The organism is Salinispora cortesiana (assembly GCF_000484695.1).
Lineage (GTDB): Bacteria > Actinomycetota > Actinomycetes > Mycobacteriales > Micromonosporaceae > Micromonospora > Micromonospora cortesiana.
In genome coordinates, this window is the sequence record NZ_AXVR01000084.1 from 1 (window position 1) to 13,176 (window position 13,176).

General features: G+C 58.2%; 12 protein-coding genes and 2 pseudogenes. 1 reads left to right on the forward strand and 13 read right to left on the reverse strand.

Going from position 1 to position 13,176, the window contains the following annotated elements; translation table 11 throughout:
- Positions 1–261: 261 nt before the first annotated feature.
- Positions 262–395: pseudogene (locus K228_RS29775) on the forward strand (IS30 family transposase); the annotation flags it as partial.
- On the opposite strand, the gene K228_RS29780 reads toward K228_RS29775, so the two are convergent.
- The 13 genes and pseudogenes from K228_RS29780 to K228_RS30260 form a co-directional block, all read right to left on the reverse strand.
- Positions 346–1,215 (reverse strand): ISAs1 family transposase, encoded by an 870-nt coding sequence (locus K228_RS29780; RefSeq protein ID WP_245603554.1) that lies wholly within the window; start codon positions 1,213–1,215, stop codon positions 346–348. The pseudogene K228_RS29775 and the gene K228_RS29780 overlap by 50 nt on opposite strands.
- A gap of 387 nt (positions 1,216–1,602) precedes the next feature.
- Entirely contained in the window at positions 1,603–2,814 is a 1,212-nt protein-coding gene (gene wecB / locus K228_RS26030) for a non-hydrolyzing UDP-N-acetylglucosamine 2-epimerase (protein WP_050581019.1), read from the reverse strand.
- Positions 2,780–3,574 (reverse strand): FkbM family methyltransferase, encoded by a 795-nt coding sequence (locus tag K228_RS27730; RefSeq protein WP_080671672.1) that lies wholly within the window; start codon positions 3,572–3,574, stop codon positions 2,780–2,782. The genes wecB and K228_RS27730 overlap by 35 nt, the downstream gene beginning before the upstream one ends.
- Positions 3,571–3,825 (reverse strand): phosphopantetheine-binding protein, encoded by a 255-nt coding sequence (locus tag K228_RS27735; protein WP_080671673.1) that lies wholly within the window; start codon positions 3,823–3,825, stop codon positions 3,571–3,573. The genes K228_RS27730 and K228_RS27735 overlap by 4 nt, the downstream gene beginning before the upstream one ends.
- Positions 3,822–4,988 carry a glycosyltransferase gene (locus K228_RS27740; protein WP_188116243.1) on the reverse strand — a complete coding sequence of 389 codons (1,167 nt, stop codon included), beginning with the start codon at positions 4,986–4,988 and terminating at the stop codon, positions 3,822–3,824. The genes K228_RS27735 and K228_RS27740 overlap by 4 nt, the downstream gene beginning before the upstream one ends.
- A 26-nt stretch (positions 4,989–5,014) precedes the next feature.
- On the reverse strand, positions 5,015–6,100 hold the full coding sequence (locus tag K228_RS28520) for a hypothetical protein (RefSeq protein WP_155251614.1): 1,086 nt from the start codon (positions 6,098–6,100) through the stop codon (positions 5,015–5,017).
- On the reverse strand, positions 6,097–7,482 hold the full coding sequence (locus tag K228_RS27745; RefSeq protein WP_080671675.1) for a serine hydrolase domain-containing protein: 1,386 nt from the start codon (positions 7,480–7,482) through the stop codon (positions 6,097–6,099). Before K228_RS27745 ends, K228_RS28520 begins: the two co-directional genes overlap by 4 nt.
- Positions 7,483–7,491: 9 nt before the next feature.
- Positions 7,492–8,877, reverse strand: coding sequence for a class I adenylate-forming enzyme family protein (locus K228_RS27750; RefSeq protein WP_080671676.1), 1,386 nt, complete (start codon positions 8,875–8,877; stop codon positions 7,492–7,494).
- 17 nt (positions 8,878–8,894) lie between these two features.
- A complete protein-coding gene (locus K228_RS28525) occupies positions 8,895–9,536 on the reverse strand; it encodes a hypothetical protein (RefSeq protein ID WP_155251615.1) in 642 nt (213 codons plus the stop codon).
- Between the two features lie 40 nt (positions 9,537–9,576).
- A complete protein-coding gene (locus K228_RS28530) occupies positions 9,577–9,987 on the reverse strand; it encodes a hypothetical protein (RefSeq protein WP_155251616.1) in 411 nt (136 codons plus the stop codon).
- A gap of 597 nt (positions 9,988–10,584) precedes the next feature.
- On the reverse strand, positions 10,585–11,604 hold the full coding sequence (locus K228_RS30485; protein WP_080671677.1) for an NAD(P)/FAD-dependent oxidoreductase: 1,020 nt from the start codon (positions 11,602–11,604) through the stop codon (positions 10,585–10,587).
- 443 nt (positions 11,605–12,047) lie between these two features.
- On the reverse strand, positions 12,048–12,461 hold the full coding sequence (locus K228_RS0122590; RefSeq protein WP_012184776.1) for a hypothetical protein: 414 nt from the start codon (positions 12,459–12,461) through the stop codon (positions 12,048–12,050).
- Positions 12,458–13,083 (reverse strand): annotated as a pseudogene (locus K228_RS30260) (transposase); the annotation flags it as partial. The gene K228_RS0122590 and the pseudogene K228_RS30260, both read right to left, overlap by 4 nt.
- Positions 13,084–13,176 lie beyond the last annotated feature (93 nt).

Sequence of the window (13,176 nt, forward strand, 5' to 3'; positions counted from 1 at the left end):
TCGCTTCTTACCCACGCTCTCCATGATGCTGGACATCCTCCCGGAGACCCCAGGTCCCCTGATCTCGGATGTCCGTCAAAACGGGGCAGGCCCAGAGCCCGCAAGCCGTGGCGTGGTCATCGAGCATGGACGACCGGGGAGAGGCCAGAGCAAAGTCTCCCGCTGGCTTATGGCAGAGTCCTCCCGGACGATGACTGATGCGCATCGGCCATCAGACGACCTACCATCGCCGTACGGCGACGACCGGTTAAACCCGCCCTCCCCAAGTACGCGGATCTATCGCAGCACACCCGGCCGATCTCCACGCCGTCGAGCAACGCCTCAACAACCGGCCCCGCAAGACCCTCAACTGGCGCACCCCGGCCGACGTCTTGCATACCGCTCTGGCACCCTGACAATCGTCACCGTTGCGACGACTGCTTGAATCCGCCCGGAACCACGGGGGCATCTTTCAGGCGGAGCCGACCACGAGACCGCACTCGGGATGAGTATCGCCCTGGACATGGGAATACCCCCGCGCGTGCGGGGACGAGCGGAGCGTCGAGATCCTGCGTCATTTCCCGAGCGGAAGACCCCCGCGCGTGCGGGGATGAGACCATCCTGTCGGTGGGCGTGCTTGCGTTGATGGGAAGACCCCCGCGCGTTGTCAACGCCGGCTGAAATTTGGCTCTGGCACATATTTTGTGATTGATCTTGGTGGTTGGCCTTGACGGTCAGGATCCAGTGCGCACCGCGCTCGGCGAGGTAGGCGACGTGATCGCGTTGGCAGTGCAGGGCGTCGGCGGTGATCACGGTGTCGCGCAGGTCGCCGATCTGGTCGAGCAGCGGTGCGAACCGGGTGATCTCATTGGTCTTGCCGTCCACATCGGTGCTGGCCAGGACCACACCGGTGGCCTGGTCGCAGGCCGCGAGAACATGCCGGGCTGCGGCATCGGTGGTGCGGGAGCCGCGCAGGGTCTTACCCTCCACGGCGATCGCCCGCCACGCCGTTGACGGCGCAGTCGCCGACCGTGCGGCGAGCCAGACACCGATCGCCCTGGTGAGCTGATCCGGGTCCAGGGCCTGAAGGAGTCTGCGGATCATTGCCTCCGACGGACGCCGGTCCGGGGCGATACCCAACGCCAGCGCGGTCGCGGCCGGGACGTCGGCGACCCACTCCGCGATCGAGGTGTACGAACGATAGCCGGCGACCACGGCGCACACCGCCGCAGTCACCCACGACTGCCAACCGGTGCCGCACGCCCCGACGGGCGCGAGGATCCGGCAGGCCGGCCAGCACTGCGGCCAGCCCAGCAGCGGTTTCGGGCACCGTAACAGCCGGTGCGCAGGACAAGGACGAGATCAGCGATGATGGCAGCGCGGGCGTGGCTCACTTCGGACGATCAAGGCTTCGACACCCTGATGATCATCTGAACCGGCCATGCCCGCCTTACTGCCCGCAACTCCGGCGCTTCTCAGCCGAATGCCTCATCCCGCACACGTCCACGACTTTGCCCGGGCCCTGGTCATCTGGCGCCTCTCCCTTGATCGGTCGATCAGCCGTTTATTTGTACAGTCCCCCAAGGGACACCCCGATGGTGATGAACTGCAGCGCTGCAGTGTTCATACAAGTTGATCATTAGCTACAGTGGGTACAAATGGTGCTGGCCTCTGCGCCGCCTGTCCAAGCAGCCAGGCAAGCGCTTGCTCTACCCGTTCAGCGGCACGCCCGTCTCCAAAAGGATTGGGGCGAGGAGTTTTGTCCAATTGGCGTGCCAGGCCTGCGGACGCCTCAGCCACGATCCGATCGGTCTGCGTACCGACGATTGTTGCGCATCCAGCAAGTACCGCTTCCCCACGCTCCGTGCTGTCCCGCAGCACGAGTACCGGGACGCCGAAGCTCGGCGCCTCCTCCTGGATTCCGCCCGAGTCAGACAGAACGAGTACGCTTGACGCGAGAACACTAGCCAGCTCTGGATAGGACATAGGTTCCGTGACCAGGACACGATCAACACCGCCAAGCGACCGTTCGACCTCCACGCGTACGAGTGGGTTTGGATGCACCGGAAAAACTACGTGTAAATCACTGTGATGCGAAATCAGCTCGTGGACCGCCTGAAGAATACGCCGTAGCGGCGGGCCCCAGGACTCACGTCGGTGCGCGGTCGCGAGTATTAGTCGAAGGCAACCCTTTCGGGCGGCACGGACCAGAGCCTCCACGGAAGGATTCGTGAACCCTACAGGGCTACTGCTTGCATGGAGTATAGCGTCGACTGCCGTATTGCCGGTGACCAGTACGCTGTCCGTACATATTCCGCTATTTATGAGATTGGCCGCTGCCGCCGGCGTCGGCGCTAAATGCAGAACGCTCGAATGCGCGATTACCCGTCGATTGTACTCCTCGGGAAAAGGTGCGGAGAGATTCCACGATCGCAGTCCGGCTTCCAGGTGCACGACCGGAATCTCCCGCCAAAATCCCACCATCGCGCCCGCCAGTGCGCTAGTCGTATCACCTTGCACCAGTATCGCGGCAGGGGGATGTTTGGCCGCGAGAACATCGAGGTATGTTACCAGTTGGGAGAGCAATTCGGCTTGCCCCCCATTTGTTCGCAGCGGCCTCAACCGGTCATCCGGGCGCAGGCCAAATGCCTCAAGCGCCTGATCCATTAGTGAGTCATGCTGACCGGTGACTACAATATGTGCTTTCAACCTCCTTTGCTTTGAGATGGCAGTGGCAACTGGTGCAAGCTTGATGGCTTCAGGACGGGTTCCCCCCACAAGCCAAACGAGCGGCTTAAAGTCAGAGGTCGATGGCTCCGAGGACCAGGGAAACATCCCGACCCGCCCTTCTATGCGAGGCAATTAGTTCGAGCTGACCCTGTCGGCTCAGCGATTCCCACCAAGCAGAAGGAAGTGCGTTGTCGAACACATTACACGGCACGGAAGTCAGATCGAAAGCCAACGGATCATTTGCGCGGACATAGTAGTTGTTGAGTCCGTCGAACATGGTGCGGGTATAGCCAGCTTCGAGAACCACTACTTCCCAAGGTGCGTGGTACTCCGGTGAGTTAGGCTTCGTGGCTTCGATGACCAGAGCAGTCGGCTGCCAACGCTGCAGGTCCAACCCCGCAAGCACATCGCCCTCCGCCCCTTCTACGTCTATTTTAAGGAAGTCTACCCGAACAGGGTTATACCGAGTCAGCACGGAGTCGAGTGTGACCTGCTGTACAACTAATTCGGATCTAGAAATGCCATAGGACTTAGCCGTCTGTGGATCAGTGGTAGCCCACCCCCAATTACTGGTGAACGTACTCAACACAACTTCCCCAGGCTCCGCACCAGCCGCAACGGCAAGATTGACATCCCGCGGGCGAGCTCCTGCAAGTCGGTCACACAGATCGGCTTGGGGTTCAATATTGATACCCCGCCATCCATGATCATAGAAAAATTTGGTAACCGAATGTTCGACCGGATGCCCTGCGCCGACATCTACGTAGAACCCTTCGGTACATCCTGCAAATAGGCGCCTAAGAATTACGTCTTCACTTTGTTGAGCATACGAAACCATCACCGGATAGGAGCGGCGAAACATCATCGTCCTTCCAGATATTCCTGAACTAGTTCCGCAATAGACGAGATGGATGCAAAGCGATCTTTAGTGAAGTTGCGTGAGTCGATTGTAATCTCATAATGCTCCTCTAATAGCACAACTACGCTTACGACTGTGAACGAATTAATCGCCACACCCGCATAGAAAATATCTTCACTGTCCAGCGCTAGCTCATCAACGATGTCCGGCATTTTTTCCAGTAGCAGGCGACGGATCTCGGCGTGCAATTCATTCATTGTTTACCCTTCGCCTGAACCTTGTCAAAGATCGAAAGATAGCGAGCACCAACGCGCCGCCACAAGAGATTCTGCGCTCTTTCGTGTGCGCTATGCCGAACTTTCGTTCGAAGGGCGTTGTCGCCAAGGATACGGGTGATGGCCGCTGCTAAGGCCGCCGCGTCGTTGAAGGGAACCAACACACCCGCGCCAGCAGACAACATTTCCTGCGCATACGGGAACGGTGTGGAGATCACCGCTTTGCCGGCCGCCAAGCCGTACGACAGAGTGCCGGAGATACCTTGCAAATAGTGACTATAGGGGGTAAGTAGAACATCACACGCCTGCACTAGCTGGTGTAGCTCCTCGTCAACAATAAACTTGTCGTCGAACCGTACATGCTTATCTAACCCCAGCCTGCATGCATAGTCCTGGAGCGAATGCCTGAAGCCTTCACCATGCTGAGCCAGCTCTGTTGCACTGGTTGGCCCTGCGACTACGAACAGCACGTCCTCATACACGTTGCGTACTTTTGCGATGGCCTCGATTGCTGTGGCTACTCCTTTGTGACGCGCGAGCAGACCAAAATTCAGGACTACTGGACGGTCACCCAACCCAAGTCGATCCTTCCATTCCCCAGGCTCAGCGTAGGGGAGGTCAGGAACGCCGTGCGGTACCTGCACGATCCGCGCGACAGGTCCGTCGAATTCCGCTATGAGGCGTTGAGTGGCGAAGTCTGTCATGGCGACTGTGGCGTCGGATGCGGCCACAACCCCACGCAGTACCCGTCGTTCAAGTTCGAAGCCACGGTCGAGGTCCGAGTGCAGGGTCGTCACGACGGGAACACGCAAGGACCGCAAGAACTCAAGTCCAACCTCCCCATGCGAGTCACCGAAAATGCCGTGCTCAAACTGGAGCGATACTACGTCGTACCCTCCGTTGTTAATGAAGCTTGCAGCAGCATGGTAGGAGGCAATCGACGTGTTCCTAAGAGCGTGGGCAACAATCGGTGGGTAAACGAAGGCCGAATTCGGTGGCCCGACCGCGATCACGTCTACCTCGCAATTGGGTTCGGCATCCCGAAGGGCACCGACTAGGTCATGCGCGAAGGTGGCGAGTCCGCAACGCCGAGGCAGATACGTGCTAACGACCGCAATACGCCTTTGTGTCTTGGCAGTGGTCATCGGATCGTTCCTCCTTGCAGGTGCCCTCATATCAAATGAAGTAGTGCGATAGAGTTAATTCTGGCGTCACCCACGAGCAGTCCACGATATAGGTCTAGGGCCTGTAGTCCGAACATTGCCGACCAGGCATTGCGCTGCACCGTGATCCCCGGTGAATCCTGCCGAAACAGTACGGACCCGTCCGAGCGAACGAACCGGCAATAGCTCTTCGCAAGCTCGGACAGGCAGTCCTCATACTTTGCGGACAGCCTTCCGACTGCCGCAAGGTGACATCCTATGCGCAAGGCCTGCGCCAACACATCAGACCGACTCAAGTCAATTGCCCCAGACTCACCGCGAAGCCTTTCGAGGGTCCTGCCATAACGGGAAGTCGCTACGTCGAGGTAGCGCTCCGATGCGTAGATTTTGGCTGCCTGAAGCATTCCTTCGATATAGTAGAATGCTGGATGCGGCTGAACGCCGGACAGATCGTCATCATGCCCGGCCCAGTACTCGATTGTCGCGCGGCCGGAGCTCCGTAGAAAATCGTCTTCGGGCACGACGCTCAAGCCCGCAGCAACCTTGACGTGATGAGGTCCCTTCTGGGTCGACCAGCGTGGTGGCAGACACGAGTCGTCAAAGCCGGGGTTTACCTGATGCGACGCGATCGGTCCCGCTGGAGAGCAGAACGGACGAATCATTGAACAAATCGTGAGACGTAAATCGTCGGTTAATGGGTGAGTGAACGTTGCACCGGCGGAGATAACACCACGCAGTATCATTCCGAGGTCAAACGAAAAACGTGCGCGGTTGCGCCAATCGTGGTTGGCAGCGTACCCGTCTAGATGAATGCGGGTGGGCACCACCTGCCCCGCGACCGTGGCCTTGCGGATCCAGTCGAGCGCCCGTCCGGCGGCCGAGTTCGCCGCATCTGCGAGATCAGGACGGGTATAGGATATGTACGACATCGTGGACAAGTAGTAGCCAGTGATCTCGGGGTAGGCAAATGTTGGTTGGTCGTGATCGCCCAACCACCCGGCAACAGCCCCCTGATGCTGACCATTTGCAAGTTGAATCGGAGAGTGGAGTAGCCAGTCTACTAGCAAATCAGCTAGATCTGCGTATTCGGTCATCGCCCGATCCCGGTAGTCAAAGCCCGGCGGGAAGGGGAATTGGTGATCGCACGATAGGGCCGAGCATTGAGCATAATGTAGCGATCTTGTCCCTCTACATCGTCAACGAGGCCGAGAGATAGCGTTGATCCAAGATTATAGGGCGATGAGTGCCACTGCTGTCTGCATGACAAGCTCGACTCAAAGATGTTCTGTGTGACCATTCGTACTTCAATCGGGCCCTTGCCTATATCAACGGTTAGGAAAGAATCCTCATACCCTGGCGACAGGGTGACCTCTTCGAAATTGGGGCCGACATAGCAGCCGTAGAAATCGGATGGGTCTACCGCGCCTGGGACGTCAACCTGGTCCGTTTGCGGCAGCGCGGTTAGACCAAAACCCATGATCGCCGAGTCCAGCAAGGCCTCACGATGTGACTCAATCATGTCTGCATAGTTATATAGCAAGATAACCCCGATTCCATCTTCAGGTAGCACGATGATTTTGCTGCCATTCGAATGGAAGCGTCCGTCATGTCCTATCCGGGGCCGGCCCAGATACCGATCAAGGTATAGGCATAGCCCATATGTGAGGCCGTCGGCCGTCAGCCAGGACGAGTGTGGGGTGCGCATCTGCGTCAGGAACGAGTCTTTTGTTGACGCCAGCATGCTTGTTAGCCGGGCCAAGTCCTCTACTGTCGAGAACGCAAAGGCACCGGGATGGTAACGTGGATTATCCGCTGCTTCCCGGTTTATACGGAGCACTCCGGCCTCATCTTGTATGTGAGAAAGCGCGACCTGGTGCGTCATCGCGACGGACGGCTCGAACGTTGTCCGTGACAAGTTCAAAGGGTCAAGGACTAAGTCCTTCATGAGGGCATTGAACGACTGTCCAGCAACGTGTTCGGCGATGTGCGCCGCGAGGCATACCGCTATGTTGCTATACGACGCGACCCGGCCCGGAGGCGCGATCAATGGGTATCGTCGTACCTCATCAACGAGGGCCTCCAACCCTTGACGTGGACCCGTTGGAAAATAGTCAGCAGGGCCATTTGGCAGCCCAGACTTGTGGGATAGTAGCATCCGCAGCGTCACCGTGGATACGTCGAAAGGTGGCCGGAATGCCAGGTGTTCCATATAGTTGGTGACAGGTACGTCGAGGTCGAGCAACCCGGTCTCGACTAGCTCGCCGATGGCAATCGCACTCAGAATCTTTGTTGTGGACCCGATACGAAAGAGAGTCTGCTCTGTAATTGGCGCAGGATGCTCCCGGTTAGTAGACCCACCAGTCCGCACGTATATCAACTCACCATTGTGCACCACCCCCATCGCGAAGCCAGGAATGTCGCCTTGCGGCAGGTGGAGGCGGATTGTGTCCGAGAGTGGTCCGTCATCAAATAACATTGACTCCCCTTATTTCGAGCCACCTGCAGACACGCCCGGCACCTTGCCCAGACCGTTTCGATCGATCGACCCCACGAAGGTGATGACTTGTGGCACCTCGTGGCCTGACAGGGCGTTGCCAATGTATGCCGATAGTTCCTGTGCGGACAAAGACACGTTCGAAACGACCTCCGCAACGATCCGCGTGGTAAGTACCGGATCTTTTTCGCCACGAACTACGACGTCATGCACCAATGGATGGGATTGTATAGCTGCCGTCACCTCGGCCAGATTTACCTCAAATCCCGCACAATTGACCAAATCCGAATCCCGTCGCAGAAGGTGCAGGAAGTCGTTGGCGTCCAGGAACCCAAAGTCGTGTGTGGATATACCTGCTTCCGGGAAAGCGCCTTCATCCGGATCAACGCCATACCGTTCGGCAATAAGATCCCCTGAGATCCGTATTCGGCCATGCACACCGGGTGACACTTGATTGCCCAATTCGTCAATCACGGAAACCAATACACCAGGCAATGCCCGACCCACCGACGTCTGCGCTAGGATGGGATCCTCTGCATCATTGAAGGTGCAGTTGCCAGCCTCCGATGAACAATACATTGACCTCAATACTAAGCCGGTCGAAGTGAAGAATTCATTCGCTGTCGCTGAACGAGTAGGGGCGGAGCTGGAAATGCAAAGCCGCAAGTGTGGAGCATCTTGTAGTCTTTTTAGAGCTTGTGAGAGGATAAGATGTTCGTAAACATATGGTACCGCGAAGAAAGACGTTGCGCGACTATCAAGTAGCACGTTTACCAAGGATCTTGGTGTGCGCTGATTCGTCAGGTACACCGACGCCCCGACATGGAATGCCGATAGCACGCAGGTGATCAGCACTGCGGGGAACACCGGTGAGACCGGCGTTAGGCAAACATCACCAGCCCTCCAGCGCAGTATGCTGGCTGTAGATTCTGCGTTTGCTAAGAGCTGATTCCCCGTGAATGTGACAATTTTCGGTCGCCCCGTGCTCCCCGTGGTGGCTAGAACAAGCCGCCAACGATCTGGCTTCGATTGGACATCATCCTGTGGGAGCAGGCCGACTCCGCCTTCAGTAATGGTCGCACGAACGAGGGCGTCAGCTACCACAGCGGTGAAATGATTAGCGGGTCGATTGGAATCGAATGGCACTGGAATCGCGCCCACACGCCAAATACCAAATATAGCAGCTAGAAGTTCGCGCGGTTGATCGAGCGAAACCAGTACCCGCCAGGTGGGCTGCACGCCGTTCTCCTGGAGCTGTTGGGCCCACCGGGCTGAATCATGCCATAGTTCCAGATAGGTTATGGTCTCCTCGTCAGTATGCAGCGCCGGGTCGTTCGCCGCAGCGGACGCCCGTGCTTCGAGTAGGCGGTGGGGCATAGGGTCTCCCAAATTATCTAGCTATCAAGATCAGATTCGCGACCAGCACGACGATCTAGGCCGCGACGCGCGCGTTCCAGCAACTCAGTCTGGGGGGTGACTTCGATTCGTGGTGCTAGCACGATGTACCTTGAGCCAGTAAACTTTGCCTTGAAATTCTTCATCCAACCGTGGTGATTAAGTACGCCTTCCGCATCAAAGCCCACGACCGATACGCCACTGCGATCGTATTTGCCAGATAGAAGAAACGTCCAGTAGCACTGATCTGGCAATACTCCAAAGCGGGCGGAGTGGATCGCAGTAAACGCTAGATAGCGCCGCAGGTCCATTCCGTGCAGCCCCTCATCCTCGTAGATTCTGACAGCGCGTTGAGCGCTAAAGTAGAGCAGTTCGGGACTGTGCGAGGCGCTCGTGATAAACCACTGATTCTCTTTCACCATCGCGTTCTTGACTAACGTTTCATTATCAAAGTCAATGTTCGCGCGCACGCCAACAATACGACAAAGATCTGCCGCGGATATGTGTGCTGGTAGGTAGACAAGGAGTTCGTTGGTACCGTCTAGTTCGGCCAGTTCATCGTCGGTGAATGGGCAGGTCGCAATGTCTACCTCCGGGTAGACTTTCTGCACAAACTCGAACGGATTGTTGTTATCTGCCACTTTTCCTCCATTTTTAGCAACGGGCCTCATCGGGCGTTGCCTAATATTGACGTATGGCCATTCGCGCGGCGCCAATAGCCGCTCCGTCATCTCCCGGCATGGCCGCAAGTTTGGCCTCCGGGGCAGCTGAGGCCATCACGGTCGAATGCAACGCGCCTTCACCGGCGAGCCATGTTTTCGATCCCGCGTGCTCGACCACACGGCGTATGATATCGCGCACTGAAGCGGCGCATAGTCCTGCAAGGGCACGTGGCGAACGGTCGGGGGCGGAGTCAAATAGCTTCAGGAACGTCTTACTTCGACGCTCGGAATTAGACATATCTGTCCATCTAATACCTGGCAGTAGATACCCTTTTGATCCAACGTACACCCCGGCTGGAACCAGCGCGCCATCATCACGGAATAGGTGCTGGTCGTAGTCGCGGTCCAGCGGCGAGTATCCGTTTTCCATCGCAGCAGCGTCAAGCAGGAGACCCAGTGATCCTGGCTCCCGTACGGTCCACCGCCGGATTGGTCCCGTGGAGCTTACTCCGTATAGTGCTGAGACCTCGCCCTGGTCGCCTACGCCGCCCAGCACGAGAATGGAGTCACCTTGACAAGATTCCAGGACTCCGAATGCATGTGCGTCCAACCGGTTTACATGTTTCGTGACGCGCCCGTCTTGCCATACCCACCTGGGCAGTAGCACTTCGGGGCACGAATATCCGATCGCCTGAACAAGGGAGTGCGGCACTCCAGCCCGGGCAAGTGCGACCTCAATCGTCCTGCCAACAACCTCGGCAGCACTCAGCCGAGCCAACCACATTCCCACGGCACGCTCGCTAGAGGAAATCGAGTCAAATATGCGCTGCATTTCTAGAACATTTACTCCGTGTGGGAGGCCCACAACCTCCTCAGCCCGGATGACCACGGCAGGCATTCGTTCATCGACTATCACCGCGACGGCGAAGTCATGCAACGCCCCACCCACGCCGAGCGTAGCTGGCGTTTCGCGAACTTTCATCGAACCACCCGTAATTGTCCGTGATTCAGAAGAGATCCTCTGCCTTTAAGTAAAAAATCGCTTCGAGTCGATGATTGGTGCGATGGTATCCGGCTCGACTGCCCCCTCGAGTTGATCGACGACTCGACGTGCAACCGCTGGCGCAACCTGGAAGCCACTTGCCGCGAGGCCTGTTACGACGAAGCATCCCATCAGCTCAGGAACCGAGCCCACTATCGGTCTGCTGTCCGCCGTAATGTCATAACATCCGAAGGTGACCCTATCGATTGACGGAGATATTTCAAGTCTACGTGCGCACCGGGCATGTATCTCCGCAACCAGCTCCTTCGAATCTTGTTCAGGTGATTCATACGGCGGTGGTCCAATGGTAGCCATCCATGTCTGGCCATCCGGGGTTAGATATACTCCCGGCGAGGACGTAAGATCAAGCAAGGTTGGTGCATTTATATTGTCATAAGTTCCAAACCACACCACTGGCACCGACACTGTGCGAACTGGCAACGATCCAAGTCGTGGCAAATCTTCAGTGCCACCGACCGCTATGATGCAGGAGTCGCAGTAAATGGAACCTTCGTCGGTGATAGCCGCACGCACTTGGTTGCCGCTAACTAGTAGATCACGAATGGGGGTTGACGTTTGGATAGTGATACCACGTGCCCGTAAAGATTCAGCAAGCCGCTGTGCTACTTTAAACGGCTGGGTTCGCTGAGCCTTTGATTTTATGACGGACTCCCCCAATGTCATCTGGTATGATGTCGAGGTAGTCAGATTATTCGAGACTTCAGCACTTATGGCCTCGACTCTCACGTTCTGAACAAGTGGGGCTCCTGGAAGCTTATGCCATTCGGCTAGTCGGCTCCGGCTTTCTGTCGCTAGGTGTCTCCATGCAATGTCTGAATGCCATTCTCGGATAAACCCGGCGCCTAGGCGAGTACGACCCGCACCAACTTCGGCGGCGTCGAGCACAACAATGTCCCGTTGACCTCGAAGCCACAACTCTTCGGCTACAGCAAGGCCAACGATACCTGCACCGATGACAATTACCGAGAAGCCCTTTGTGTGCATTCTAGACCCTCACCCCGTGCCTTATATCGTCGGGAATACGCTATCGCATGCTCCATAGTGGCGCATGCGTGATACAGCTCACTAAACCGATATACATCTCTATTTCCTGGCCAAAGACCATTTAGTTAGCCTCGGCCCTTCGATAAGGGCTGTCCACGGGCTGGGCTGAGAACGAAGAAGTGCCCTCTGATCTGGGAAGATAGGGCTTGTCGAGAGTCCCATGTTCCTGTCACGGAAGGCACTTGCTGGGTGAAGTTTACCGCAACATGTCCGAAGATCATGGTGACCGGTGGTGGGCGGGCGTGGTGGGTCACGTCGGTACCCGGCTGCTCGCTGACTTGGCCGACGCTACTGGGCTGACCAGCGTGTTTAGTGAGAGGGTGGTTCGGAAGCGTATGTCCGGACTGGGTTTGACCGCTCATTAGGGGCCTTGGTGGTCGGGGTTACGTCGACGGTGGGGTCAGGGTGAACAGTCCGGCCTCGGGTTCGGTGAGGATCTGGCGGGTGACGAGGCGTTTGAGCTTGGCGCGGAGGTTCTCGGTGTCCTTCGCGGTGGTGCCGGTGCCCAGGGCCTGGCAGATGTCCTTGGCGCGCATCGGTGTGGTGGCGGTGTGGAACACGGTGAGGATCTGTTGGTAGGCGGGGCTGGCGATGGTCGGGTCAGCGGGTGGTGCCGCGTCGAGTGGGTCGCCGAGGCTCAGGAGCGTTTTGCGGGTGATGGCGAGTTCGGCGACTTCGGTCTCGGCCGTGGTGAGCTGTTCGTTGAGGGTGGCGATTTGGGCGCGGAGCCGTTCGACGGTGAGGCCGGCGGCGGTTTCGCGTTCGGTGAGCAGGGTCAGTAGCGACGGCGGGGTCACCGCTGCTGGCCTGTGTCGCGCCAGGACGTGGTGGCGGTGCCGGTGAGCCGGCGGATGAGGTTCGCTGTGGAGGCCCACCAGGTGCGGGACACCGCGGAGGCGGGTCGGCTCTCGTACTCGCGGACCAGGCGGCGGTGCAGCATCAGGGTGCCGTGGGTCTGCTCCACCACCCACCGGCGTTTCACCGGCACGAACCCGGCCGTCGTGTCGGACCGAAGGACCTGCTCGACGTCGATATTTCGGATGGCGCCGTGGATCTGCACGTCGTCTTGAACCCGGCATCGACCCACGCCTTGGTCACCGTCGGGGTGTGCGCTACCACGTTGTCCAGCAGTTTCACACCGATCGTGTTGTCGGTGACCGACGCGGCGGTGACCACCACCGCGATGATCAACCCGAGGGCGTCGACCGCGAGGCCTCGCTTGCGCCCCGGGACCTTCTTCGCCGCGTCCTTGCCGGTCGTGGCGGCCGGGACGTGGTTGGCCGCCCGGATCGACTGGGTGTCCAGCGCCACCGCGGTCGGACCCTCCCGGCGGCCGGCCCGCTCCCGCGCCTGACAGCGCAGCAGATCGTGGATCACCTGGTCGGTGCCATCGTCACGCCACAGGGCGAAGTAGTAGTGGGCTTGCCCCGTTTCGGCGGACAGGGTCGATGAGTTGATTTTCAGGCTACCTTGAGGGCGGGTAGCAGGCTGATGGTGGTGCCGCCTTCGTAG

Excerpts from the sequence above, each read along its gene's own strand:
- wecB (WP_050581019.1), bottom strand. The coding sequence starts at position 2,814 with ATGTTTCCCTGGTCCTCGGAGCCATCGACCTCTGACTTTAAGCCGCTC.
- K228_RS27730 (WP_080671672.1), bottom strand. The coding sequence starts at position 3,574 with ATGATGTTTCGCCGCTCCTATCCGGTGATGGTTTCGTATGCTCAACAA.
- K228_RS27735 (WP_080671673.1), bottom strand. The coding sequence starts at position 3,825 with ATGAATGAATTGCACGCCGAGATCCGTCGCCTGCTACTGGAAAAAATG.
- K228_RS27740 (WP_188116243.1), bottom strand. The coding sequence starts at position 4,988 with ATGACCACTGCCAAGACACAAAGGCGTATTGCGGTCGTTAGCACGTAT.
- K228_RS28520 (WP_155251614.1), bottom strand. The coding sequence starts at position 6,100 with ATGACCGAATACGCAGATCTAGCTGATTTGCTAGTAGACTGGCTACTC.
- K228_RS27745 (WP_080671675.1), bottom strand. The coding sequence starts at position 7,482 with ATGTTATTTGATGACGGACCACTCTCGGACACAATCCGCCTCCACCTG.
- K228_RS27750 (WP_080671676.1), bottom strand. The coding sequence starts at position 8,877 with ATGCCCCACCGCCTACTCGAAGCACGGGCGTCCGCTGCGGCGAACGAC.
- K228_RS28530 (WP_155251616.1), bottom strand. The coding sequence starts at position 9,987 with ATGGAAAACGGATACTCGCCGCTGGACCGCGACTACGACCAGCACCTA.
- K228_RS30485 (WP_080671677.1), bottom strand. The coding sequence starts at position 11,604 with ATGCACACAAAGGGCTTCTCGGTAATTGTCATCGGTGCAGGTATCGTT.